Here is a 23812-nt window from a genome sequence, read left to right as displayed (position 1 = left end):
CAAGGCCCAGCTGCCAGTGGTACGCAAGCATCACGGCGATGACCGTCAGGGGTGTCACGCAGGCGGAGATGAACGGGGCCAGCAGGTGCGCGATCACGCCCACGCCCTGCAATACGCCGGTGCTGGCCAGGACGGACACCTCGCCGACCCGGGCGGCGGTGTGCCAGCCGGGCCAGGTGGTCGCCCAGCCGGTGGTACATGCCCCGCAGGAGCGTCGTCGGTGGATCGCGGCGAAGACCGGCGAACCGGGGGTGGGGACGGCGTTCGCGGGCGTCTTCGTCGACGCGGTCAACGACGCGTCGCTTCGGGAGATCCTGTCCACGCGGCTGCAGGACCCGTACCTCCTGGTGCTCCAGGAGGCGCTGGGCGAGCCCGGGCACCGGGTCCTGCTCCTCATCGACACCGTCGTCGGGGCGCTGCTGCACCGGATGGGCATGACCGGCGCCCCGATGGTCGACGCGGACGTGGCGGCGCTGACCGAGATGGTCGTCGCCCACTTCGCCGACTAGAGCGCCGCGAGCACCTCGTCGGCCGTGGCGACCTCGCCCAGGAGGCCGAAGGAGGCGATGGTGGCCTCGTGCGCCTCCGGCGACGCGGCCGCGCACGCGTCCTCCACGACCACTACGCGGTAGCCGAGGTCGCCCGCCGCGCGGCCGGTGTTCTCGATGGTGATGTTGGTGGCCACGCCGAAGAGGACGACGGTGTCGATCCCGGCCGCGCGCAGCCGCTCGTCGAGGTCGCTGGCGGCGAACGCGCCCACCTTGGGGTTGGTGACGACCAGATCGCCCGGCCCGGGGGTCAGCTCGTCGAGGATGGCGGTGGCCGGGGTGCCGTCGAGCAGGCTGCCCTGCTGGGCCACGATCCCCAGGAGCGGGATGTTGGCGACCAGGTCGCGGTGCCCCTCCTGGAAGGCGACTCTGGTGTAGACGACCTGGCCCCCGGCCGCGCGGGCGCCGTCGAGCAGGCGCCGGGCCACCCCGATGACGCCCCGGCGCTCGATCTCGGCCCGGAAGAAGGGCGCGAAGGCCCCGTCGGTGCCCGCGATGTCGTTCTCCCAGTGGCAGGCGAGGAACGCGGTGGTGGACTTGGTCAGTTCCATGGGTGGACTCCCTTGTTGGGACGGCGTCGGAGCCGTGACCGTAGCGGAGCGTCCGACCCGACCACGGCGACCTCGCGCGCGTGTCGCCGGGCCTCCCGCGCTGCCACAATGATCACGTGAGCCAACAGCCGCAGGTGCGCAACGAGTTCAGCGGCACGGTGGTCGGGACCGTGGTTCAGGGGCGGGACGTCACGATCGCCCTGCCCGACGCGCAGCCGGAGGCCGTCGCGGGGTTGCCCGCGCAACCGCTGTTCGTCGGCCGCGAGGCCGAGCTGGCCCGGGTGGCCGAGGTGCTCGACCCGGCGGCCGGGCCCGGCGCGGGCGCGGTCGTCGCCGGTCTGCCCGGGGCGGGCAAGACCGCGCTCGCGGTGCGCGCCGCCCTGGACGCGGTCGCCGCCGGGTGGTTCCCCGGCGGCGTGCTCATGGTCGACCTGCGCGGCTACGACCAGCGCGTCTCGCCTGCCGCGGCGCTGGCGGGCCTGCTGGGCGCGCTCGGCGTCTCCCGCCATCACATCCCCGACGGCGAGGCCGATCGGTCCCGGTTGTGGCGCTCGCTCCTCGCCGACCGCCACGCCGCGGGCCAGCGCATGCTCGTCGTGCTGGACAACGCGGGCAGCGGCGATCAGGTCCACCCTCTCCTGCCCGGCGAGGGAGCCCATCGGGTGCTGATCACCAGCAGGCACAGCCTGACCGACGTGGACGCCGCGCGGCTCGTCGAGATCGGCGAGCTGTCCGCGGCGCAGGCCGTGGCGCTGCTGCGGGAGCACCTGGCCGCCTGCCACGCCCACGACGGCCGCGTGCACGCCCACCCCGAGGCCGCGCGGCGGCTCGTCCGGTTGTGCGGCGGACTGCCCCTGGCCCTGCGGGTCGCCGCCGCCCTGCTGGCCGAGGACCCCGGCCAGCCGGTCAGCGAGCTGGCCGACGCGCTGGAGGACGAACGCGAACGTCTGTCGGAGCTGAACCACGACGGGAGCCTCGACGTCCGCGCCGCGTTCGACCTGTCCTACCGCCACCTCCCCGACCCGGCGGCGCGGCTGTTCCGCCTCCTGGCGCTCAACCCCGGCGAGGAGGTCCGCACCGCGACCGCCGCGGCGCTCGCCGACCACACCGTCGCCCAGACCCGACGCGTGCTCGCCCACCTGCGCCGCGCCCACCTCGTGCAGGCGGGGTCGAGCCGCGGCCGCTGGCGCATGCACGACCTGCTGCGGCTGTACGCGGCCGAGCAGGTGGACGGCGACGCCGAACGCGAACCGGCGCTCGACCGGCTCGTGGCGCACTACGTGTCCGTCGCCGAGGCCGCGCTCAGCCACTTCGACACCCGCCGCGCGTCGCACTGGGAACCCATCTTCGGCGACGGCTACGGCCTCATCGACAAGCTGGAAGCGGAGTACGGCAACCTCATCGGCGCGCTCTACCTCGCCAAGGACACCGGACGGTCGCCGCATGCCATCGCCGCGGCCCTGCACGAACTGGACAGGGCGACACACCCCGCCTACTGGGAACCCCTCGGCTTCGACTGACCGCTCACCCGGCCGAGGCCAGTTCCGCCCCCGACGTCGACCACCACTCGTCGAATGCCGGGTTGCACCCGCGGCGGCCGCGATAGAGGTCGATCACCTGCGCGTGGATCTGGTCGATGTGGTCGGCGATCACCGTCTCCGCCCGGTACACCAGCCGCAGCTCCCACCACAGGGGCATGTCGCGCACGGCGCGGATCACCACGTCGTGGTCGTGCTCGCGGCTGGTGGCCAGCACCGGGCCGGTGGCGGTCGAGCCGCGCAGCAGGTCGAGGACGGTGACGACGCTCATCGTGGTGTGCACGTGCGTGAAATCGATGTCGGCCTCGCGGCAGACCTGGGCGATGTAGCGCGACCACGGCGTCGCGCCCGGCGGCTCGTCCACCCAGGGGTAGCGGGTCAGCGCGGCCAGGTCGACGGCGCGCTGGTCGGCCAGGGGGTGGTCGTGGGCCATGCCGACGAACACCGGTTCGGCCGGGTGCACGGTCCGCGCCCGCACGTTGGGCGGCAGCGGCTGCGGGTCTGTGGGCGAGCGGTAGACGACGGCGAGGTCCACGGCGGCGATGGCGACCTTGTGCACGCTGGCCCTCGGGTCGACGTCCTCGCACAGCGCCACGTCCGGGACCCACGGCTGCTCGCCGAGCCACTGCCCGAGCGGCACGTGCAGGAACCCGCAGAACCCGCCCAGCCGCACCGGCTGGGTGTCCCCGCCGCGCCGCGACCAGCGGTCCACCCTGGCGTGAATGGCGTCCATGCCGCGCAGCACCACCCTGGCCTCGTCGAGCACCTCCGCGCCCAGCGGGGTGGGGACCGAGCCGCGCTCGGACCGGACGAACAGCCGCCCGCCCAGGCTGCGCTCCATCCGCTGGAGCAGGCCGGTCAGCGCGGGCTGGGACATGCCCAGCCGCTTGGCCGCGCGGCTGAGGCTGCCGGTCTCCTCGATCGCCGCGAGCGTGCGCAGATGGCGGATCTCCAACCGCATGGGCACCTCCCGGAGCGCGCGCAGGCGGCGCACCGGCCGAGAGTACGGGCCCGGGCGGGCGGACCGGTAGACCCGCCGGACCGGCACGGGTCCGACGGGTCCACCGGCGCGGTCAGGGCTTGGCCGCCAGCAGCGTGTAGGCCCCGGTGCCGCTGTAGGCGTGCACCCGCCAGCGGTAGTAGCCCGCCTGCCCGCTGTACTCGACCTTTTCGTCGGCGGCGGCGCTGGTGCCCGACGCGGCCGCGGCCCACCCCGAGCCCGTCCACCGCTCCAGGTACAGGTCGAAGTCAGCGCCCGACGGGCCGGTCAGGCAGCCACGGTGCGTTCCCGCGGCGGCCTGGTAGTACCCCGAGGTCGGCTGCACGGCGCTCTGGCGCGCGGACAGCGATCCGCTGTAGCGGTCCGCGCCGCACTCGCCGGGCGGGTCGCCGCCGCCGTCGGTGGTCAGCAGGGTGACGCCGTAGCGGGTCAGGATCTCCGGGACCGGCTGGTACCAGGTCGTGGCCGCGCCGCCGCGGCAGTCGCCCGCCGCGCCGGAGGTCACGCCCTGGGCCTGGCCGCCGGAGATCGCCGACCCGCCGGAGTCGCCGGGCTCGCCGCACGCCGTGGTCTCGATCGCCTCGTACACCTTGCCCTGCGACCCGTAGTCGACGGTGGCGTTGCGGGAGCGGATCGTGCCGCAGTGCCAGCCGGTCGTGCCGCCGGAGCGGCAGATCGACGACCCGACCGGCGCCTCCCGCGACCCCTCGACCGCGACCCGGCCGCCCGAGTAGTTGTTGACCGCGCCGATCAAGGTGTTGCCCGCGTCGGTGCGCACGAACGCCATGTCGTCGACGGGGAAGCTGGAGCCCGCGAATCTCCCGGACGGCTGCGTGGTCGTCTCGCCGACCTTGCCGCAGTGCCCCGCGGTGATGAACCCGCCCTGCACCGCGAAGCCGACCGAGCACCCGTACTGCGAGGTCCAGTACCGGTTCCCGCCGACGACGTCGATCGCCAGCCTGGGCTGCTCCCAGGTCTGCTCGAACCGCACCCCGCCGGTCACGCCGGCCCCGCGCACCCAGGCGCGGGCGGCCTCGCCCGGTCCCCGGTGCTTGACGACGACCGAGTTCGTGGTCACGTCGACGTACCACCCGGGCACGGCCGCCGGTTTCGTCGCCACCTCGGCGTCCAGCCGGGCCTTGGTGCTGTCCAGAGTGGACTGCGACAGCGCGACGAGCGTGGTCTCGACGCCGAGGCCGCGGACCGCAGCCGCGGCGGCCGGATCGGTGACCGCGACGACGAGCGCCCCGCGCGCCGCGTCGAACCAGGCGCCGCCGAGCTTGCCCGGCCCGACCCGCGAGCGCACGGCCCGCTCGGCCCCCATCGCCGTGCGCTCGGCGGTCAGCCTGGCCCGCGCGGCGGCGGCGTCCAGACCGAGATCACGCTCCATGGCGGCGAGCACCGCCTGTTCCTGGGTGGGTTCGGCCTGCGCCGCGCCCGCCGTGAACGACGCGGCGAGCACCACCGCGGCCACGACGACACGTCCTGGTCTGGATAGCGCAAAGGGCATGGGAAGACTCCTCGCTGTGCAGGGGTTGGACCACCGGGCGGCGCACCGGGTCGACCGCGGCCCAGGTGGTACCTGGACGGTAGGCGCGACCCGCGCGAGGTCGGGAGATCACAACCGGCCATAGCGGTTTGCCCGCACAACGGCCCCATGCCGGTCTGCATGGGGCGGCCTCGTCGGAGGAGGTGGCCCGGAGCCCTGCCTCGGCAGGGCTCCGGGCGTCGGTCAGCTGGTCGGGAAGGTGTCCGGCGTGCTGATCCGGCTCTTGATGTACGCCCCGGACTCGGTCAGGACGCCGCTCCCGGTGTACGTGCCGCCGTTGCAGGTGCCCGGGCGGAAGGCCGCGCTGCTCTCGTTGGCGTCGGAGTAGGTCCAGTTCACGTAGCTGATCTTGAGCTGGTCCAGCAGGTCGAGCCAGGCCGCGGTGCTGGCCCGGTCGTACGCGCCGCCGCCGGTGGCGGTGACCGTGCCGAACTCGCTGACGAACAGCGGCAGCCTGCCCGCCGCGCGGCTCACCGTGGCGCGGTAGTTGTCCTTGTGCGAGGCCGCGTAGAAGTGGAACGTGTACATGATGTTCGTCGCGTTCACGGGGTTGTTGATGATCTCGCTCTCGTTCGAGCCCTCCGAGACGCCCAGGGACGACCACGCGCGGGTGCCGACGAGGATGACCGCGTCCGGGTCGGCCCGGCGGATCACCGGGATGACCTGCTCGGCGTAGCTCTTGATCGCCGCCCAGCTGACCCCGTTGGGCTCGTTGGCGATCTCGTAGATCACGTTCTTCTTCGCCCCGTTGCGGGACGCCACGGAGGCGAAGAACGTCTTGGCGCGGTCGAGGTTGTAGTTCGGGTCGCCCGGGGTGAGCGTGTGGAAATCGATCACCGCGTAGAGCCCGCGCGCCTCGGCCATGTCGACGAGGTTGTTGACCTGGCTGGTGAACCCGGACGGGTTGGTCTCGTAGCCGCCTTCCTGCACGTACATGGCGATGCGGAACAGGTCGGCCTGCCAGTCCGTGGCCAGCGCGTCGAGGGAGGCGTTGTTGTAGCAGCGGGAGAACCACTGCAGGCCGTGCGTGCTCATGCCGCGCAGCTGGATCGGCCGGTTGTACTGGTTGCACAGGTTGACCCCGCACACCCGCAGCTGGCCGTTGATCTCGACCGGCGTGCGGCCGGTCGGCGGGGGCGTGGTGGTGGTCGTGGTGGTCGTCGTCGTGGGCGGGGTGGTGCCTCCGGTGCACGTGACGCCGTTGAGCGTGAACGACGCGGGCTCGGGGTTGCTGCCCGACCACGACCCGACGAAGCCGAGGTCGACCACGGCCCCGGTGGCCAGCGACCGGTTCCAGTCGACGTTGGCGGCGGTGACCGCCGACCCGGACTGCGTCCAGGCCGCGTTCCACCCCTGCGACACCCGCTGCCCGGCGTCCGGGAAGCCGAAGCCCAGCGACCAGCCGCTGACCGGGTCCCCGAGGTTCGTGAGCTTCACACTCGCCTGGAAGCCGCCTTGCCACTGACTCGTGACGGTGTAGTCGACGCGGCATCCCTGGGCCGCGGCCGCGGCCTGCGGCAGGACCACCGCCGCGGCGCCGACGACCGCCCCGCATGCCGCAAGAGCGGCGATGGAGCGCTTCACTGGGCCCTCCTCATCTCTCGACAGCCAAATCTGGGAGCGCTCCCAGACATCGTCGGGGACGGTACACCGCGAGATGCCGACCTGTACACAGCGGTGACGGAGAGTGGTCGGCGCGGCCGGAGGGCATCGAACCCCCTGCTCCGGTCGATGACCGGCGTGTCCGCCGAGTTCACCACGGCCGCGAAAAGCGTCGCGGGCACCCCTGTCCGCGACGCCGCACCCCCGGCCGGATTCGAACCGACGACCCGCGGCTTCGTAGACCGCTGCTCTGTCCAGCTGAGCTACAGGGGTATGTGGTGGAGGGTGGGGTCGAACCACCTGTGCCCGCAGGGGCTCCCGGTTTACCGCCGGGTCGGGCTCCACAGCCCAGCTCCACCTGGAGAGTCCACAAAGGAAAGCCGCCCGGTCGGACTCCCGACGGGCGGCTCCCGGATCATGACCGACGGGTCATGGCGGGGAGCCGGAGGATCGGGGACGCGACAGGCCGCCGACGCGATAACGCCGCTGCGTTCCCCGCTGTCCCATCGCTTCCTCCTTGGCCGGTAACGCAAATCCTGCCGATCACCCGGATGATCGTCAATCGATTATCTCCACGTGGGCGCGGACGCGGGCGCCGGTCTCGTCGACCCACCCCTTGCCCGCCGCGTAGGCCACCATCTTGGCCAGACCGTCCGCCCAGTCCGGGCCGACCCGTCCGGCGGCGAGCCTGCGCACGGCGTCGATCGACACCATGAGGTGGCCGTCCCCGACGGGCTCGCCGAGCCCGGCCCGGCGCACGCTCTCGGCGAAGGCGGCGTCGCCGAGCCCGGGTGAGCGGACCGCGTGGAACGCCGTCAGGTTCTCCGGCTCGACGAGCTCGACGCTGTCCTCGGTGATGCGGAAGTACATGGCTCCAGTGTGGCGGGAACGCGCCGCCCGGGGATATCCGTTCGTGGCAGATCGGTCAGCCGAGCTCGATATACATCACGTGCAGGCCGACGCGGCCGTGCCGGGGGTGGTCGAACGCGCCGGGGACGGTGCCGATGATGGTGAACCCCAGGTCGAGGTACAGGTTCACGGCCGCGGTGTTGGTCTCGACGACCGCGTTGAACTGCATGCCCGCGTAGCCGAGGGACCGGGCCCAGTCGAGCGCGTGCTCGCACAGCGCCCGGCCGACGCCGCGGCCGCGGGCGTGCCCCGCGACCATGAAGCTGGCCGTGGCGACGTGCGCGCCTCGGCCGGGTCGGTTGGACTGCATGTGCGCGGTGCCCAGGATGCGGCCGTCCTCCTCGGCCACCGCCGTCACGCCGGGGGCGCGCACCACCCACACGTCCCTTGCCTGGTCCGACGTCCAGGCCGGGTCGTAGGGGAAGGTGTCCTCGGCCCGGATGACCTCGCGGACGATCGGCCACACCCGCGGCCAGTCGGTGTCGGTGAACTCGCGCACGCGCATACGCGCCAACGTATCCCGCCGCTCCGGCCAGGACGAGCCGATATCCGGCGCGGCGAGGTCGCCGCACCGGATATCGCGAGGGCTAGCCCGCCGAGCAGGTGGGCGGGGAACCCGGCGGGCCGCCCGTGCCCTGGTAGCCGAACTCGGTCGACTGCCCTGGGGCGATGGCGCCGTTGTAGCCGACGTTGGTGAACCGCACCGTGCCGGTGTTCCCGCTGCGGTTGGCGTTCCAGGCGTTGGTGATGCTCGTGCCGGGCGGAAGCGCCATCTCCACCGTCCAGCCGTTCACGGCCGACGATCCCGCCGTCACCCGCACGGTGGCGACGAATCCGCCCGTCCACTGGTTCACCGACACCGATGCCGTGCAGTCGTCACCGACCGGCGGCGGGGTGGTTGTCGTCGTTGTCGTGGTGGGCGGGGTGGTGGGGCCGTCGGAGAGGGTGGGGGTCTGCCAGTCCCTCCAGTCGGCCAGATTGCCCGCCTTGCGGGGCGACACCCGGAAGACGCCGGGCGCGGCGCCCGTCCTCAGCAGGAACCGCTGGATGCTCTGCTGCAGCGGCGCCCGCCACTCCGAGCGCGCGGCGCAGTGGGTGCCGTCCTGGACGTCGGACCAGTAGGAGATGTTGGCCCCTTCGCCGAGCGCCTTGTAGATCTCCGCGCCCGCCAGCGCTGCGACGCTCCCCGAGCGCGCGGCCAGCCAGTCGACGTGCGGGTTCTCCATGATGAACAGCCCGCGCGGCGCGATCATGCCGACGACCTGGTGGGTGTCGACCGGCAGGCCCGCCGGGTTGCCGGTGTGGGAGCCGAAGGCGTCGCCCAGCCAGGGCTGCTCGCCGTAGGCGCTGCTCAGCGGCTGCGCGCCGCTCTCGCCCGCGATGCCCCGGAAGATCGGCGCGCCCGCGCTGCCCGACTCGACCGGCATGGTGAGCGCGATGCGCTGGTCGAACGCGCCGATCGCGAACGCGCCCTTGCCGTAGCGGGAGCATCCGGTGACGCCCAGCGCGTCGGCCCTGAGGATCGTGCCGCCCGACTGCTCGACGACGTCGATGATCCGGCTGGCGCCCCACGCCCAGGCGGCGAGCAGGCCGGTGCTGCTCGACGACCCGTAGATGCTGTAGAACGCGCCCTGCTTGTTGGTGCGCGGCGTGCCCTCCCGCCCGACCGCCAGCGGGTCGTAGCTGATCACGGCGGCGCCCGCGGCCTTGATGGCGGCGGTGTCCGCGCCGAAGCCGCCGACGACGATCACGGCCGGAAAGGGGCCGGTGCCGCTGGGCAGGTCGACGCTCGCCGAGAATGCGGCGCTCCTGCCGTTGTGCGAGACGGTGACCGTGATTCCGGTTCGGGAGACCGTTCCGGTGACGCTGGACGGTTTGGCGGGCTTTTCGCCGTAGACGTGCCGCTCGGCCAACTCCCGGATCTCCGCGCGTCGGCACCGCCAATCGGACTTGGCGGAGACGCGCGTTCCGTCCGCTTTCCGAAACGGGTCCGGCAGTTTCGCAGTGGCGGGCAGAGAGCCCGGCAGGGTCACCGGGCAGTCCGCGCCGTCGTCCTCGACCGGCGCCGCTAACGCGCCTGGTTCAGCGGTTCTGGCAACCACCGTCGCCGCTCCCGTGATCGCGAGGGCCGCCACCGCCAGCATGACGGCCGTCGAACGGATCCTTGAGCGGCCCGAGCCGACAATCACTGGGCCCTCCCTCCGAATGGGGTGATAAGCCGACGATAGCGATCAATGATCACGGGTGTCGACAATCAAAAGTCTCGAAATCCCGAAACATTTCCCATCCGAATACTTTCGACCCGATCAGTCGAGGTACCCGCGCTCCACGATCTTGCTCGCCGCCGCCGCGTACCGCGCCGGGTCGCCGGGCGCGAGCGTGCCCAACCCGTCGACGTAGCGGTTGTACATGCAGAAGGCGGCCGCGATCAGCACGGTGTCGTGGATCTCCAGGTCGGTCGCGCCCTCGGCCCGCGCGGCGGCGACGAGGTCCGCGGTCACCTTGCGCCCGCTCTCCTGCACGGCCCCGGCGATCCGCAGCAAGGCGCGCAACTTCTCCGACACCGCCGCGTTGTCCAGGTCCACCCGAACCTGCTCGACCAGCGACATCCCCTCATCAAGCTGCGCGGCGGCGAACGCGGCGTGCGACGAACAGCAGAAGTCGCACTCGTTGAGCCCCGACACATACGCCGCGATCAGCTCCCGCTCCCCCGCGCTCAGCGGATGCGGCCCCTGCCGAAGCAGCACCTCGGCCAACTCGCTCAGCGGCTTCGCCGTCTCCGGCCGAAACCGCATCGGCCCGTTGATCCCCGGGAACTGGTTCTCGTCCACCCCAAGCTCGATGTGCGCCATCGGTCCCCTCGCTCCGTTCCTCCGCATCTCCCCCCAGCCTTGTGCGCACACCGGCGAACGACAACTCCCCGCATGCTCCGGCGCGACGCCGTCAGGCCACGCTCGCGCGGCCTGACTTGAGCCACCAGGTGTCGAAGGCGTCGTTGCGGCCGATGAGCAGGTCGTAGATGTGGACGATCTGGGTGATGATCCGCGGCAGGTGCGTCTCGACCACCGTGCACGGTCGGTAGAACAGGCGTAGCTCCTGCCGTAGGGGGTCGCCGTGGAGGGGGCGGATGACGACGCTGTCGGGGCGGTTGCGGCTGGGGGCCAGGACGGGCGCCACGGCTGCCGTCGACGTCAGGAGGTCGCGGACGGTGGAGACGCTGATCGTGCTGTACTGCTGGTCCAGGCGGACGCCCCAGGCCCGGCAGACCTGGCGGAGGTAGGTGGGCCACGGGGAATGGCCCGGGGGTTCATCGATCCAGGGGAAGTCCGCCACCGTGTCCAGCGAGACGGTCTCCTCGTGCGCCAGCGGGTGGTCGTGGGCCATCGCCACGAAGACGGGTTCCTCGGGGAAGACGACCGCGCTGGGCACGGACAGCTGCGCCGTCGTCAGCGTGGACGTCGGCGGGAGGTAGACCAGCGCCAGGTCGAGCGTGCCCGCCACCACCATGTCGACGTTCGTGTGCGGGTCGATGTCCTCCTGCACGCTGACCGGGCCCGCCCACGGCTGCGTGCGCATCCATCGGCTCAGTTCGACCGGTAGCAGGCCGCACGTCCCGCCCACGCGCACGGTGTCCGGGCTGCCGCCTCGATCGATCCACGACCGCGCGCAGCGCTGGATCTCCTCGACCGCGCGCAGGGCCGCGACGGCCTCGCTGAGCACGTCGGCGCCCAGCGGGGTCACCTGGGCGCCGTGCACGCCGCGGATGAACAGTTCCGCGCCGACGGCGCGCTCGACGCGCTGGAGCATGGCGCTGAGGGCGGGCTGGCTCATGCCGAGCCTGCGGGCGGCCTTGCTGAGGCTGCCGGTGTCGTTGATGGCGGTGATCGCCCGGAGATGCCGGAGTTCCAGCTCCATGATCGGCGCCATTCCTGGGGTGAGCGGACGGGGAGAACCGCATCATCACCGCTGGGCGCGGCCGCGGCGAAGCCCGCGGGCCGAACTTGCCAGTTTTCGCCGGACGCCCGCGAAACCTTGCCCACCACCAGGGCCCCACTCAGGATCGCTTGCCACGGGCCGGGTCGCCGCGCCGCCGGATGGGCGCGGGGATGCCTGCCTCCCTGCAGGAAAGGCGATCATCTTGCGTACGACACCCCATCGTCGACGGCGCCCGTGGCGCGCGTCGATCATCGCGGCCGCCCTGCTCGCCGCCGTCGCGACGGCGCCCCCGGCCGTCGCCCGGCCTGATGCGGCCCCACCCGCGGGCACGACACTGTCGGCGACCGACTCCCGCGAGTTCGTGCACGTCAAGTTCGTCGACAGCACGCGCGTGCGGCTGCGCGGCGGGAAGCTCGACTCCCCCGCCGACCTCTCCGCGGTGCGCGCGCTGGTCCGGGACTCGGTCAGCGGCGTCACCCGGCTGTTCGGCACCGACGAGGCCACCCTGGCCAGGCTGACCGCGACCGCGGCGGCCCGGTCGGACCGGCGGATCGCCGACCTCAACCAGTGGTACCGGTTCCGGGTGCGGCCCGGCGCTGACCCGGCCCGGGTGATCGACGCGCTCAACGCGCTGTCCATTGTGGAGATCGCGTACGCCGAGCCGCTGCCCGTCCGCCAGCCGATCGCGCCGGACTACAGCGGCAGGCAGGGCTACCACGCCCCCGCGTCCGCCAGCGGCATCGACGCCCACTACGCGCACACCGTCCCGGGTGGCCGCGGCCAGAACGTGCGCGTGCTGGACATCGAGTACTCGTGGAACTCCCGGCACGAGGACCTGTCCAAGCTCCGCGAGTCGGGCGCCTACGTCCCGAACGGCACCCCGGCCGACCCGTTCGGCGACACCAACCACGGCACCGCCGTGGCCGGGGAGATCGTGGGCGACGACAACGGCGGTGGCGTCACCGGCCTGGTGCCGGACGCCCGGATGCACGTGACCAACGCCAACAACCGCGAGCGCGGCTACGACGTGCCCACCGCGATCACCACCGCGATGACCGTCCTGCGCCCCGGCGACGTGATGCTCCTCGAACAGCAGGCGGCGGGACCGCCCGGCTGCTCCGGCTACGTCCCGGTCGAGTGGATCCCGGCCGTGTACGACGCGGTCGTCAGCGCCACGGCAGCGGGGATCGTCGTGGTCGAGGCCGCGGGCAACGGCTCGATGAACCTCGACGCCGCCTGCTTCGGCTCGTCGTTCCCGCGCGGGCGGGCCGACTCCGGGGCGATCATCGTCGGCGCGGGCGGCGCGCCCGGGTGCAGCACGGCCCGCGCGCGGCTGTCGTTCTCCACCTACGGCAGCCGTGTCGACCTGCAGGGCTGGGGCGAGTGCGTGGTGACCACCGGCTACGGCGACCTCTACCGGCCCAGCACGGACAGCATGTACACCAAGCAGTTCGCGGGCACGTCGAGCGCGTCACCGATCGTGGCGTCCGCCGCCGCGGCGCTGTCCAGCGTGGCCAAGCAGCGTGGTGTCACGCTGACCCCGGCGCAGGTCAGGAGCATGCTGAAGGCCACAGGCACGCCGCAGGTGAACCCGTCCTCGGGCACCATCGGCTCGCTGCCGAACCTGCGCGCCGCCATCGCCGCGCTCTCCGATCCGGGCGATCCGGACTTCTCGCTCGCGGTGTCCCCGGCGTCGGGCACCGTCGACGCGGGCGGGTCGGCGACGGCGACGGTCTCGACCACCGGCGCAGGCCAGCAGATCGCCCTGTCGGCGACCGGTCTGCCCAGCGGGGCGACCGCGACGGTCACGCCGTCGTCGGTGACCGCGGGCGGGTCCGCCACGCTGACCGTCAGCACCGCCGCCACGACGCCAGCGGGCACGTACACGATCACCGTCACGGGCCAAGGCGCCAGCGCCACGCGCACCGCTGCGTATCAGCTGACCGTCCGGGGCGGGACGGGCGGGTGCGCCGGGTACGAGACGCGGCGCACCGGGACGCTCGCCTCGGGCGCCAGCGCCTACCAGCCCGACGGCGGCTACTTCCAGAGCGCCGCGGGCGCGCACCGTGCCTGCCTGGACGGCCCGGCGGGCGATTTCGACCTGTATCTGCAGCTCTGGAACGGAAGCACGTGGACAACCGTGGCCCAGGGAACGACCGACCAGGCTGACGAAACGCTCACCTACACCGGTTCAGCCGGGTACTACCGGTACCGGGTGCACGCCTACGAGGGCTCGGGCTCCTACGCGCTCGGCTACGACGCGCCATGACGCGTCGGCCCGGGCCTGCCCGCGCGGCGGGCCCGGGCCTCCGCTTCCCGCACCTGGTCACGGCAGCGCCCACGGGGCTACTGTGGTCCGTCGCCGACGACGGCTTCGGGAGGTGCCATGGACGCCAAACAGGCGCAGTGGCGGCAGATCGGCCTGGCGCTGCGCCACTGGCGCAGACGCGCCGGCCTGACCCAGGCCCAACTGGGCGACCGGCTCGGGTACCACCACAGCCAGATCAGCAAGCTGGAGAACGGGTCGCGCGAGCCGCTGGTCGACGTCCTCCGGCGAGCCGACCGCCTGCTGGGCACCGGCGGCGAGCTGGCCAGGATGACGACGTCCCTCCGCTTGGGACAGTGGGTCGGCGGCGCGGGCGTGCTCGCCGCCAACGAGAACGCGCCCGCGTCGTCGGTCGGCGCGGTGTCGCCCGCCGACTGGCCTGCCAAGCTGCCCCACCGCGGGTACGCCTGCCCGGTGCACGGGTACTCCGGGTGCGCGCTGCCCGCCCCCGCCGACGCCGCCGACCTCCAGCGCGTGGTGTTCGGCGCCGACCGAGACCTTCCCGACGTCGACGCGATCCACCTGCTCGCCGCCTGGTACGTGGCGCTGACCGGGCAGTGCGAGTCGGGCTCGCCGTCCGCCCAGCGCGGGGTCGCCGAGCACGTGGCCAGGCGGGCCGCTGGCTGGGCGGCGCGGGCCGACGAGCGGACCGCGCAGGTCCTGCTGCGCACCGCGGCCGAGTACGCCCACCTCGCGGGCAGGCTGCGGATCCTGGCCGGGCAGACCGGGACCGGCATGGCGTGGCTCGACCAGGCGCTGCGCTGGGCGGAGGTGTCCGGGAGCCGGACCGTCAAGGTGTCCGTGCTGTGCGACATGGGCCTGGTGGCGCGCCTGGAGCACGACGTCGACGCCGCGTCGGCGTACGCCGACGCGCTCTTCGGCGTCTCCGGCGGCGGTCGCTGGCCGTCGGTCATGGCCGAGGTGAACCGCGCCCTGGGCCACGGGCAGCGCGGCGACCTCGCCCAGTGCCGTCACCACATCGAACGGGCACGCGCCACGATCGCCCGCTTCGACCTCCGCGACCGCGTGGAGGCGCCCTGGCTGACCGGCGACGAGGGCCGCATGCGCATCGAGTCCGCGCTGTCCAGCGCCCTGCGCACCGTCGCGGCCATCACCGGCGACACGTCGACGGCGCGGCAGGCGATCGTGTCCACACAGGACGCGATCGAGCACCTGCCCACGCGGATGCGCCCCACGTACCTGCAGTTCACCGTCCGCCTCGCCGACAGCTACGCCTGCGCGGGCCAGCTCGACGCCGCGCTGGCCACCGTCGACCCGATCATCCCCGAGATCCCCTCGGCCCCGCTGATCACCGTGCGCCGCGAGTTCCAGGACTTCCACGCCCGGCTCACCCGCCGCTGGGGCGGGCACCGGCGGGTCCGCGACCTCGACGAGCGGCTGCGGACCTGACCGCTCAGCCCGCCTCGCCCGCGACCATGGCGCGCAGCCGGTCGAACACCCCCGGCCTGCTGCCGACCCCCTCGTGGCCGAACTCGTTGGTGACCCAGGGGCGCAGCTCGCGGACCAGCGCGGCGGTGGCCAGCGACTGCCCGCGGTCGACGTACAGGTCGTCGAAGTACACCACCGCCGCGACGGGCACCGTGTTGGCGGAAAGCCTGCCCAGGTCGTACAGCGGCGGCCACGGGGTGGCGGCCAGGAGGTGCGCGCAGTCGCGCAGCGGCGCCAGGCTCGGGTCCTGCTCGAACAGCCACGGGTAGAACATCTCCGCGGTGAACAGCACGTCCGCGCCGAACTCGGGGAACTCCTGCCCCACCCGGTGCGCCGACCACCCCGACGCGCCGTCCTGGCAGTAGATCGACTCGTGCAGCAGCGCGTACAGCGGGCGCTCGGCCATGGACAGCGCGCCGTCGACGCCGCGCAGGAACGCGTCGGACAGGGCAGGGCCCGCGCCCGCGGGGATGAACGCCTGGGACAGCAGGTGGTGCACCAGGTCGAAGCTGCCCGCCATGCCCAGGCACAGGCCGAGCATGCGGAACCGCTCCGGGGTCAGCCGTTCCCCCGTCGGCATGCGGGTGTCGGTGTCGGCGAGGTGCTTGGCGACGGCCCTGGCGATGTCGCGGTCGCCGGGGTACCGGGCGAAGAACCGCTCATTGTGCGCCACCGCGCGCGGATACGCCGCGCGGTACACCTCGTCCGGCCCCGTGGTCAGGCCGGGCAGGCCGCCCGCGATCATCACCTCGGCCAGGCCGTCCGGGGCCAGCGACAGGTAGGTCAGCGCGCAGAAGCCGCCGAAGCTCTGCCCGAGCAGGCTCCACGGGCGGTCGCCGATCAGCTGGCCCCGCACGAGCTCGGCGTCGCGGACGATGGAGTCGGCGCGGAAGTGGCGCAGGTAGGCGGCCTGTTCCTTGCTGGTGAACGGCTCGAGGGACTGCCTCGTCGCGGGCGTGCTGCGCCCGGTGCCCCGCTGGTCGAGCAGGACCACGCGGTAGTCGCGCAGCGCCCTGGCGAGCCACGCCGCCCCGGACGACGGCCGGTCGGCGGCGTGGCCGGGCCCGCCCTGCAGGTACAGCAGGGTCGGCAGGTCCCTGCCGACGTTGCCGCTGCGCACGACCTCGGTGGCGAACACCTCGATGGCCGGACCGGCCGGGTCGGCGTGGTCCAGCGGCGCCGTGAAGGTGTGCTCGACGCACACCTGGTCGGGGCGGCGGTAGGTCAAGGGCATGGCTGGGAACCCCCGGTCGACGTTGGCGGTGGTCCGACTATTGCCCCGGGGCGGCCGGTCCCGGCATCACACCTTCCATAGCTCCCCGATTATCGAAGTACGCCTACCTGCGAAGACGCGGAGCCGCGCACGGGCGGGGGGCTGGTGTTCGCCGCGGCCGCGACCACAGGATGGCGCGACTCCCGCCGCATCCCTGGAGGCGCCCCGATGTCCGGTCCCGGCTCGCGCCCGCTCGACGCCACCGCCGTGGCGGCAGCGAGCGCGCCGAACCGCTCGCCGTCGCGGATCGCGCTCGCGCGGCTGCGGCGGGACCGGGTGGCGATGACGTGCCTGGCCGTGTTCGGGTTCTTCGTCGCGGTCGCCGTCTTCGCGCCGCTGCTCGCGCGGCTGGCCGGGCAGGACCCGTACACGCTCCACTTCGAACTCCTCGACGACTACGGCTTCCCGTTCGACGGCCCCACGGCGGAGCACTGGTTCGGCGTCGAGCCGCGGCTGGGGCGCGACCTGTTCGCGCGCTGGGTGTACGGGGCGCGTCCGTCGCTGCTCGTCGCCGGGATCGTGACGGTGCTGACCACCGTGATCGGGGTGGTCGTCGGCCTGGTCGCCGGGTTCTTCGGCGGGTGGGTGGACCGGGTGCTCTCCTGGGTGATCGACTTCGTGCTCAGCCTGCCGTACCTGCTCGTCGCCATCGCGCTGCCCGCCGTGGTGATCTCGGTGGTCTACGGCTCGGCCGAGAACACCAATCCCGACCAGGTCAGCGGGGTCCGGTTCTGGTCGCTGATCGCGGTGCTGACGGTGTTCGGGTGGGCGAGCCTGGCCCGGCTCATCCGCGGGCAGGTGCTGTCGCTGCGCGAGCGGGACTTCATCAGCGCCGCCCGCGTCCTCGGCCTGCCCCGGCGGGCGATCCTGTTCCGCGAGCTGCTGCCGAACCTGGTCGCGCCGATCACCGTGGCCGCGTCGCAGGCCCTGCCCGGCTACATCGTCGTCGAGGCGGGCCTGACCTTCCTCGGGGTCGGCCTGACCGAGCCGACGCCGTCGTGGGGCGGGACCATCGCCGCCGCCCAGACCTACTACCGCGCCGAACCGCTGTACCTGTGGCTGCCCGTGCTGGGCATCACGGTGCTGGTGCTGGCCCTGAGCCTGCTCGGCGACGCCGTGCGGGACGCGTTCGACCCCAAGACCCGCCCCCGATGATCTGGAGCAGCACCGTGAAGAGAATGCGCACCCTCGCCGCCGCGTTGGCCGTGTGCCTGGCCGCAGCGGGCTGCGGCGGAAGCGGGCGGCAGAGCCAGGACCCGGGCCCGGCGGGCGGGATCGCCCAGGACCGCACGGCGATCGACCCGGCGGCCACCGGCCCCGCGCCGGAGGTCCCTGGCGCGCGCCGGGGCGGCGTCATCACCGTCTACGCGCGGACGACGCCCAACACGTTCGACCCGACGAACATCTACTACGCCGACGCCAACGCCATGGCCAAGCTGATCTTCCGCACCCCGACGCAGGTCATGATGCGCGACGGGAACCCGGTGCTGGTGCCCGACCTCACCGACCTGGGCACGGTGTCGGACGACAAGCTGACGTGGACGTTCAGGATGCGGCCCGGGATCAAGTACGCCGACGGGAGCGAGGTCAGGGTCGAAGACCTCGCCTACGCGATCAAGCGGTCCTTCGCCCACGACGTGTTCCCGTATGGACCGTCGTACCAGCTGTCCTACTTCCGCGACGGTGACACCTACAAGGGGCCCTACGCCTCCGGGGACGACTACTCCGGGGTGGAGACGCCGGACGCGCAGACCCTGGTCATCCACCTGGCCAAGCCGTTCGCGGACCTGCCGTTCTTCATGGCCTTCCCGCTGTTCACGCCGATCCCGAAGGCGAAGGACACCAAGGAGACCTACGGCAACGACCCGATGGCGACCGGGCCGTACCAGTTCGACGCGTACACCCCGGGCAGCAGGCTGACGCTCAAGCGCAACCCGCACTGGGACCCGGCCAGCGACCCGGCCCGCCACCAGTACGTCGACGGCTGGGACTTCCGCTGGGGCCAGGACGACGTGAAGACCCAGCAGCAGGTGCTCAACTCCACCGGCCCCGACGCCGCGGCGCTCAACTACGCCCAGGTCGACGCCTCCCTGCTCCCCCAGCTCGCCGGGGACAAGGCAGCGCAGCTGGTCACCGGGGCCAGCCCGTGCACGCGCACGTTCCAGCTGGACTCCCGCAAGATCCCGCTCGAGGTGCGCAAGGCCGTCGCCAAGGCGTGGCCCGCCGACCAGATGTGGCGCGCGGAAGGCCTCAACGGGCACATCGCCCAGAAGGCCACCACGATCCTGTCCCCGAGCGTGCCCGGGTACACCCAGTACCCACCGGTCCCCGACCTGACCAGCGAAGGCCCCGGCGACCCCGCGGCGGCCAGGAAGATGCTGGAGGACGCGGGCAGACTCGGCTTCGAGCTGAGCTGGTACTACGACAACACCTCCGCGCAGGCCCAACAGACCTCCCAGATCCGCGCCGACGCCTTCACCGCCGCGGGCTTCACCGTCAAGCCGATCGGCATCACCACCGCCGAGGTCCGCGCGAAGACGTCGGACTACGACGCCCCGGTGAACATGGGCCAGAGCCCCCAGGGCTGGTGCTCCGACTGGCCGACCGGCGGCGGCTGGTTCCCGGTCCTGTTCACCTCCGAGGCCCTGGCGAACCGGCAGAGCCTGGGCATGCTCACCGATCCCGCCGTCGACGCCGAGATCGAGTCCATCGCCGCCCTCCCCGCCGCCGAGGCGACCGCCAAGTGGGGCGAGCTGGACCGCAAGCTGATGGAGATGTACCTGGTGATCCCCCGCTTCTACATGAAGACGGCCTTCATCGTGGGCACCGCCGTCGGCGGCGCGGCCGCCGACAGCTCCCTCGGCCAGCCCACCTACACCAACCTCTACGTCAAGAGCGCGTAGTGGGAGCGATGGACCCAGGCTGGCCGATCACGGGCCACGGGCGGGGTACCGGCGGCGAGGGACTCGGGCCCGGACAGCACGACCCGCACGCGGACGACCCGACCGACCGGCGCCGACTGAGCGCGACCCTGTGTGGTGGCCCTGGCCAGCGTCATGCGGGTCGACTGGCGGTGAGCAGGGCTCCCGACCAGACCACATCCCGACGGAATGCACCCGTTCGACCAAGCCGACCCCGCGGTGAACGCGCCCCCTGGTGGTGTCCACCGCGGTGACCGGGCCCGGCGCAGACCGGTCCGGCGGCCTCCCCTGCCGCCGGAGCGGCTCGTGGAAGGAATCGCATGCTGCTCTACGTGCTGCGGCGGCTGGCGTCGGCCGTCTCGGTGGTCGTGGCGACGATGTTCGCCGGGTTCGGGCTGTTCTTCCTCGCGCCCACCGACGCCGCCGGCGCCATCTGCGGCAACAACTGTTCCGCGGAGCGGATAGCGCATATCCGGGCCAGTCTGGGGCTCGATGAGCCGTTTCTCAGCCAGTTCGGGGCCTATCTGACCGGCGTGCTGGTGGGGCGCACGTATGAGGCGGGCGGGGTCGTCGTCGAGTGTTCGGCCCCTTGCCTCGGTTTCTCCTACCAGCTCAACCAGCCGGTGACCGCGCTCATCGCCGACGCGCTCCCCGTTACCGTGTCCATTGTGGCCGGTGCGGCGACGGTGTCACTCACGGTCGGGGTGCTCACCGGGGCGTTCGCGGCGCGCAGGCGGGGGCGGGTCGCCGACCGCGTTGCCGTGGCCGCGGCGTTGGGGTTGGGCTCGGTGCCGTTCTTCGTCGTCGCGCTCATCTCCGCGCTCTACCTCGCAGGCACCGTCCTGCCCCGGGCCGAGCACATCCCGATCTCCGAGGACCCGCTCGGGTGGGCGGCCGGGTTGCTGGCGCCCTGGTTGACCCTGGGCGTGGTCAGCGCGGCCGCCTACACCCGGCACGCGAGGGCGGCGATGATCGAGTCCCTCGGCGAGGACTACATCCGCACCGCGCGCGCCAAGGGGCTCAGCGAGCGGCGGGTCGTCTACCGGCACGGGCTGCGGGCGGCGATCACCCCGGTGGCCACGCTGTTCGGCATGGACGTGGCCTTCCAGCTCACCGGCGCGCTGTTCACCGAGGCGATCTTCGGGCTGCCCGGCCTCGGCGTGCTCACCCTGCGCGCGTTCGCGGTCTTCGACCTGCCCGTGCTGATGGGCGCCGTGCTGGTCGGCGCGACCATCCTCGTCGTGATGAACCTGGTCGTCGACATCGCCTACACCGTGCTCGACCCGAGGGTGCGCCTGACATGACCACGACCCCCTACCTCGCCGTCCGCGACCTCACCGTCGCCTTCGGGGACGTGCGCGCGGTGTCCGACCTGAGCTACGCCGTGCCGCTCGGCCGCACGCTCGCCATCGTCGGCGAGTCCGGCTCGGGGAAGTCCGCCGCCGCGCTGGCCGTCATGGGCCTGCACGACCCCGCCACCACCCGGATCACCGGGTCCGTCACCGTCGGCGGCGCCGAGGTCGTCGGCATGGCGCCCGCCGAGCTGCGCGCGCTGCGCGGCAGCCGGGCGGCGATGGTGTTCCAGGACCCGCAGTCCGCCCTGCACCCGTACTTCACCGTCGGCGCGCAGATCGCCGAGGCGTACCGGGCGCACAACGCCGTCTCCCGCAGGGCGGCTCGCGCGCACGCCGCCGACGTGCTCGGCCGGGTCGGCATCCCCGCGGCGCGACGCCGCCTCGACGACTACCCGCACCAGTTCTCCGGCGGGATGCGCCAACGCGTCATGATCGCGATGGCCCTGGTCAACGACCCCAAGCTGCTCATCGCCGACGAGCCGACCACCGCGCTGGACGTGACCGTGCAGGCGCAGATCCTCGACCTCATCGCCGACCTGCGCCGCGAGTTCGGCTCCGCGGTCGTGGTCATCACCCACGACCTCGGCGTGGTCGCCGAGATCGCCGACGACGTGCTGGTGATGTACGCGGGCCGGTGCGTCGAGCGGGGACCGACCAGGACGGTCCTCGGCGCCCCCGCCCACCCCTACACCTGGGGCCTGCTGGAGAGCATCCCGGTCGTCGCCGAGAAGCCCGCCCGCCTGCGCCCGATCCCCGGCAGCCCGCCCAACCCGCGCACCCCGCCGACCGGATGCGCCTTCCACCCCCGCTGCCGCTACCCCGAGCGGGTGGGCGACACCGCGTGCCGCGACCGCATGCCCGAGTTGACCGGCGACGGGGACCGGCTGTCGCGGTGCCACCTCCCCCGGCCGGACCAGGTGTTCCGCGCCGAGGTCCTGCCCCTGCTCGGCACGGGAGACCAGCATGTCCGATGAACTCCTCCGGGTGGAGGACGTCGTCAAGCACTTCGGTCCCCGGCGAGAGCGGGTGCGCGCGGTGGACGGGGTGAGCCTGGAGCTGGCCGAGGGCCAGACGCTGGGCCTGGTCGGCGAGTCCGGCTGCGGCAAGTCCACTCTGGGCAGACTCGTCACCCGGCTGCTCGCGCCCACCAGCGGCCGGATCCACTACCGCGGCACCGATATCGCCCGGCTGACCGAACGGCGGCTGCGGCCCTTCCGCAGCGACATCCAGATGGTCTTCCAGGACCCGTACCTCTCGCTCAACCCCCGCCACACCGTGGGCGCCATCATCGGCGCGGCCGTCGCGCGCTCGGGCGAGCGGGAGACCCGCACGCGGGTCAGGGAGCTGCTGGAGGTCGTCGGCCTCGACGCCGACCACGTCGACCGCTACCCGCACGAGTTCTCCGGCGGGCAGCGCCAGCGCGTCGGCATCGCCCGCGCCCTGGCGACCCGGCCCCGGCTGATCGTGGCCGACGAGCCGGTCAGCGCGCTCGACGTGTCGATCCAGGCGCAGATCATGAACCTGCTGCAGGACCTGCGCCGCGAATTCGGCATCGCGGTCCTGTTCGTCGCCCACGACCTCGGCGTGGTGCGGTACTTCTGCGACCGCGTGACGGTCATGTACCTCGGCAAGGTGGTCGAGACCGGCACGGCGCAGGAGATCTACACCCGGCCGCGCCACCCCTACACCCAGGCGCTGCTGTCCGCCGCGCCTGACCTGTCGGTGGTGCGCACGGGCACGCCCCGGCCCCGCATCCGGCTCACCGGGGACGTGCCCAGCCCGGTCGACCCGCCCAGCGGGTGCCGTTTCCGCACCCGCTGCTGGAAAGCCGACGACCTGTGCGCTGTCGAGGAACCCGCGCTGACCGGGACCGACGAGCACGTGGCCGCCTGCCACCACGCCTAGCGTGACGCCTGGCTCAACCACGACTGGTAGTGCGGACGACGACCCGCATAGGCGTGGTAGGCCTCCCGCGCCAGCCGCAGCAGGTCGTCGAAGCTGTCCGCCAGCAGGCTTTCCCCCCGGCACACCAGCAGGTGTCGCATGTGGAGCGGGTTCCCGGCCAGCGGCTTGACGACCACCCCGTCGCCGGTCGGGAACACCGCCTGGCACGGGCTCACCGCCCGCCGGGTGGCCACGATGTCGCGCTGCGGCACGGCGTCGGAGACCGAGTACAGCACGCGGGGTGTGAACCCGGCCTGGTGGCAGGCGACGTAGAAGCAGTCGGGCCAGCCCGCGCCGTCCTGCGGCGTCAGCGCCCACCGCTCGCCCGCCAGCTCCGCGAGCGCCACCTCGTCGCGCCCGGCCAGCGGGTGCCGGTCCGACATGGCGACGAACACCGGCTCCACGGCGATCACGTCGGAGACCACCGTGGACGGGGTGTTCAGCGGGAACCCGGGGTAGTCCACCACGGCCGCGGCGTCGATGCGGTCGGCGAGCAGCAGGTCCCACAGCGCGCGCGGCGAGTACTCCGCGCGCAGCCGCACCTCGACGCCGGGGAGCAGGTCGCTGACCCGGTCGGCCAGTCCCACCGACACCGCGCAGGCCACCCCGCCCAGCGTCACCAGCGGGCGTTCGGCGCAGACGTGCCGCCCGGTGCTGCGGCGCAGTTCCTCCATGCCCAGCAGCACACCGCGCGCCCGGGTCAGCAGGAACTCCCCGAGCGGCGTCGGGGTGACGCCGTCGCGGTCCCGCTCGAACAGCCTGCCGCCCAGTTCGCGCTCCACCCGCTGCAGCCGCGCGGTCAGCACCTGCTGCGACACCCCGAGGACGGTCGCGGCCCTGGTCACGCTGCCCGCGTCCGCGATGGCGCACACCGAGCGGAGGTGCCGCAGCTCAAGCCCCATCCGCCAGAG

The 23812-nt window shown here is 73.0% G+C and carries 20 protein-coding genes and 2 tRNA genes; 9 read left to right on the top strand and 13 right to left on the bottom strand.

Annotated features, from left to right (window positions below):
* Positions 1–38: 38 nt before the first annotated feature.
* Positions 39–509, top strand: a complete 471-nt coding sequence (locus tag IEY98_RS32940) for a hypothetical protein (RefSeq protein ID WP_229787699.1) — start codon at positions 39–41, stop codon at positions 507–509.
* Here the strand turns inward: IEY98_RS32940 and IEY98_RS29410 are convergent.
* Positions 506–1099 (bottom strand): cysteine hydrolase family protein, encoded by a 594-nt coding sequence (locus tag IEY98_RS29410; RefSeq protein WP_189213928.1) that lies wholly within the window; start codon positions 1097–1099, stop codon positions 506–508. The genes IEY98_RS32940 and IEY98_RS29410 overlap by 4 nt on opposite strands.
* Before the next feature lie 116 nt (positions 1100–1215).
* Between IEY98_RS29410 and IEY98_RS29405 the strand changes: the two genes are divergently transcribed.
* A complete protein-coding gene (locus IEY98_RS29405) occupies positions 1216–2619 on the top strand; it encodes an ATP-binding protein (protein ID WP_189213927.1) in 1404 nt (467 codons plus the stop codon).
* A gap of 4 nt (positions 2620–2623) precedes the next feature.
* Here the strand turns inward: IEY98_RS29405 and IEY98_RS29400 are convergent, their stop codons facing one another.
* The 10 genes from IEY98_RS29400 to IEY98_RS29355 all read right to left on the bottom strand — a co-directional run bounded on the left by IEY98_RS29400 (position 2624) and on the right by IEY98_RS29355 (position 11612).
* Positions 2624–3631: a LysR family transcriptional regulator gene (locus IEY98_RS29400; protein ID WP_229787697.1), complete on the bottom strand. Its 1008-nt coding sequence runs from the start codon at positions 3629–3631 to the stop codon at positions 2624–2626.
* A 79-nt stretch (positions 3632–3710) separates the two neighbouring features.
* On the bottom strand, positions 3711–5147 hold the full coding sequence (locus tag IEY98_RS29395) for a S1 family peptidase (RefSeq protein WP_189213926.1): 1437 nt from the start codon (positions 5145–5147) through the stop codon (positions 3711–3713).
* Positions 5148–5369: 222 nt separating this feature from the next.
* Positions 5370–6770 (bottom strand): cellulase family glycosylhydrolase, encoded by a 1401-nt coding sequence (locus tag IEY98_RS29390; protein ID WP_189213925.1) that lies wholly within the window; start codon positions 6768–6770, stop codon positions 5370–5372.
* A 111-nt stretch (positions 6771–6881) separates the two neighbouring features.
* Positions 6882–6952 (bottom strand) — tRNA-Asp (locus IEY98_RS29385).
* A 35-nt stretch (positions 6953–6987) separates the two neighbouring features.
* Positions 6988–7061: transfer RNA gene (locus tag IEY98_RS29380), tRNA-Arg, on the bottom strand.
* A gap of 285 nt (positions 7062–7346) precedes the next feature.
* Positions 7347–7658 carry a hypothetical protein gene (locus IEY98_RS29375; protein WP_189213924.1) on the bottom strand — a complete coding sequence of 104 codons (312 nt, stop codon included), beginning with the start codon at positions 7656–7658 and terminating at the stop codon, positions 7347–7349.
* Between the two features lie 55 nt (positions 7659–7713).
* A complete protein-coding gene (locus IEY98_RS29370; protein ID WP_189213923.1) occupies positions 7714–8202 on the bottom strand; it encodes a GNAT family N-acetyltransferase in 489 nt (162 codons plus the stop codon).
* 82 nt (positions 8203–8284) lie between these two features.
* A complete protein-coding gene (locus tag IEY98_RS29365) occupies positions 8285–9610 on the bottom strand; it encodes a glucuronyl esterase domain-containing protein (RefSeq protein ID WP_308425937.1) in 1326 nt (441 codons plus the stop codon).
* A gap of 393 nt (positions 9611–10003) precedes the next feature.
* Positions 10004–10549: a carboxymuconolactone decarboxylase family protein gene (locus IEY98_RS29360; protein WP_189213921.1), complete on the bottom strand. Its 546-nt coding sequence runs from the start codon at positions 10547–10549 to the stop codon at positions 10004–10006.
* Between the two features lie 91 nt (positions 10550–10640).
* On the bottom strand, positions 10641–11612 hold the full coding sequence (locus tag IEY98_RS29355) for a LysR family transcriptional regulator (RefSeq protein ID WP_189213920.1): 972 nt from the start codon (positions 11610–11612) through the stop codon (positions 10641–10643).
* A 223-nt stretch (positions 11613–11835) separates the two neighbouring features.
* Here IEY98_RS29355 and IEY98_RS29350 point away from each other — a divergent pair, with 223 nt between their 5' ends.
* Both IEY98_RS29350 and IEY98_RS29345 read left to right on the top strand, forming a co-directional pair.
* Positions 11836–13902: a S8 family serine peptidase gene (locus IEY98_RS29350; RefSeq protein ID WP_189213919.1), complete on the top strand. Its 2067-nt coding sequence runs from the start codon at positions 11836–11838 to the stop codon at positions 13900–13902.
* Between the two features lie 117 nt (positions 13903–14019).
* A complete protein-coding gene (locus tag IEY98_RS29345) occupies positions 14020–15369 on the top strand; it encodes a helix-turn-helix domain-containing protein (protein WP_189213918.1) in 1350 nt (449 codons plus the stop codon).
* Positions 15370–15373: 4 nt separating this feature from the next.
* Here IEY98_RS29345 and IEY98_RS29340 read toward each other — a convergent pair whose 3' ends face one another.
* Complete coding sequence (locus IEY98_RS29340) at positions 15374–16642, bottom strand: alpha/beta fold hydrolase (protein ID WP_189213917.1); 1269 nt, start codon at positions 16640–16642, stop codon at positions 15374–15376.
* Between the two features lie 207 nt (positions 16643–16849).
* On the opposite strand from IEY98_RS29340, the gene IEY98_RS29335 reads away from it, so the two are divergent.
* The 5 genes from IEY98_RS29335 (at position 16850) to IEY98_RS29315 (ending at position 22862) form a co-directional block, all read left to right on the top strand.
* Complete coding sequence (locus IEY98_RS29335) at positions 16850–17836, top strand: ABC transporter permease (protein ID WP_189213916.1); 987 nt, start codon at positions 16850–16852, stop codon at positions 17834–17836.
* A 23-nt stretch (positions 17837–17859) separates the two neighbouring features.
* Positions 17860–19584 carry an ABC transporter substrate-binding protein gene (locus IEY98_RS29330; protein ID WP_229787695.1) on the top strand — a complete coding sequence of 575 codons (1725 nt, stop codon included), beginning with the start codon at positions 17860–17862 and terminating at the stop codon, positions 19582–19584.
* 338 nt (positions 19585–19922) lie between these two features.
* Positions 19923–20906: an ABC transporter permease gene (locus tag IEY98_RS29325; RefSeq protein WP_189213914.1), complete on the top strand. Its 984-nt coding sequence runs from the start codon at positions 19923–19925 to the stop codon at positions 20904–20906.
* Positions 20903–21931, top strand: coding sequence for an ABC transporter ATP-binding protein (locus IEY98_RS29320; protein ID WP_189213913.1), 1029 nt, complete (start codon positions 20903–20905; stop codon positions 21929–21931). Before IEY98_RS29325 ends, IEY98_RS29320 begins: the two co-directional genes overlap by 4 nt.
* Positions 21921–22862, top strand: a complete 942-nt coding sequence (locus IEY98_RS29315) for an ABC transporter ATP-binding protein (protein WP_189213912.1) — start codon at positions 21921–21923, stop codon at positions 22860–22862. The genes IEY98_RS29320 and IEY98_RS29315 overlap by 11 nt, the downstream gene beginning before the upstream one ends.
* On the opposite strand, the gene IEY98_RS29310 is transcribed toward IEY98_RS29315, so the two are convergent.
* Positions 22859–23803, bottom strand: coding sequence for a LysR family transcriptional regulator (locus IEY98_RS29310; RefSeq protein ID WP_189213911.1), 945 nt, complete (start codon positions 23801–23803; stop codon positions 22859–22861). The genes IEY98_RS29315 and IEY98_RS29310 overlap by 4 nt on opposite strands.
* Positions 23804–23812: the final 9 nt, after the last annotated feature.

Origin of the sequence: Actinokineospora fastidiosa (assembly GCF_014648415.1) — a bacterium.
GTDB lineage: Bacteria > Actinomycetota > Actinomycetes > Mycobacteriales > Pseudonocardiaceae > Actinokineospora > Actinokineospora fastidiosa.
This window is presented reverse-complemented; position numbering and strand designations above follow the sequence as displayed.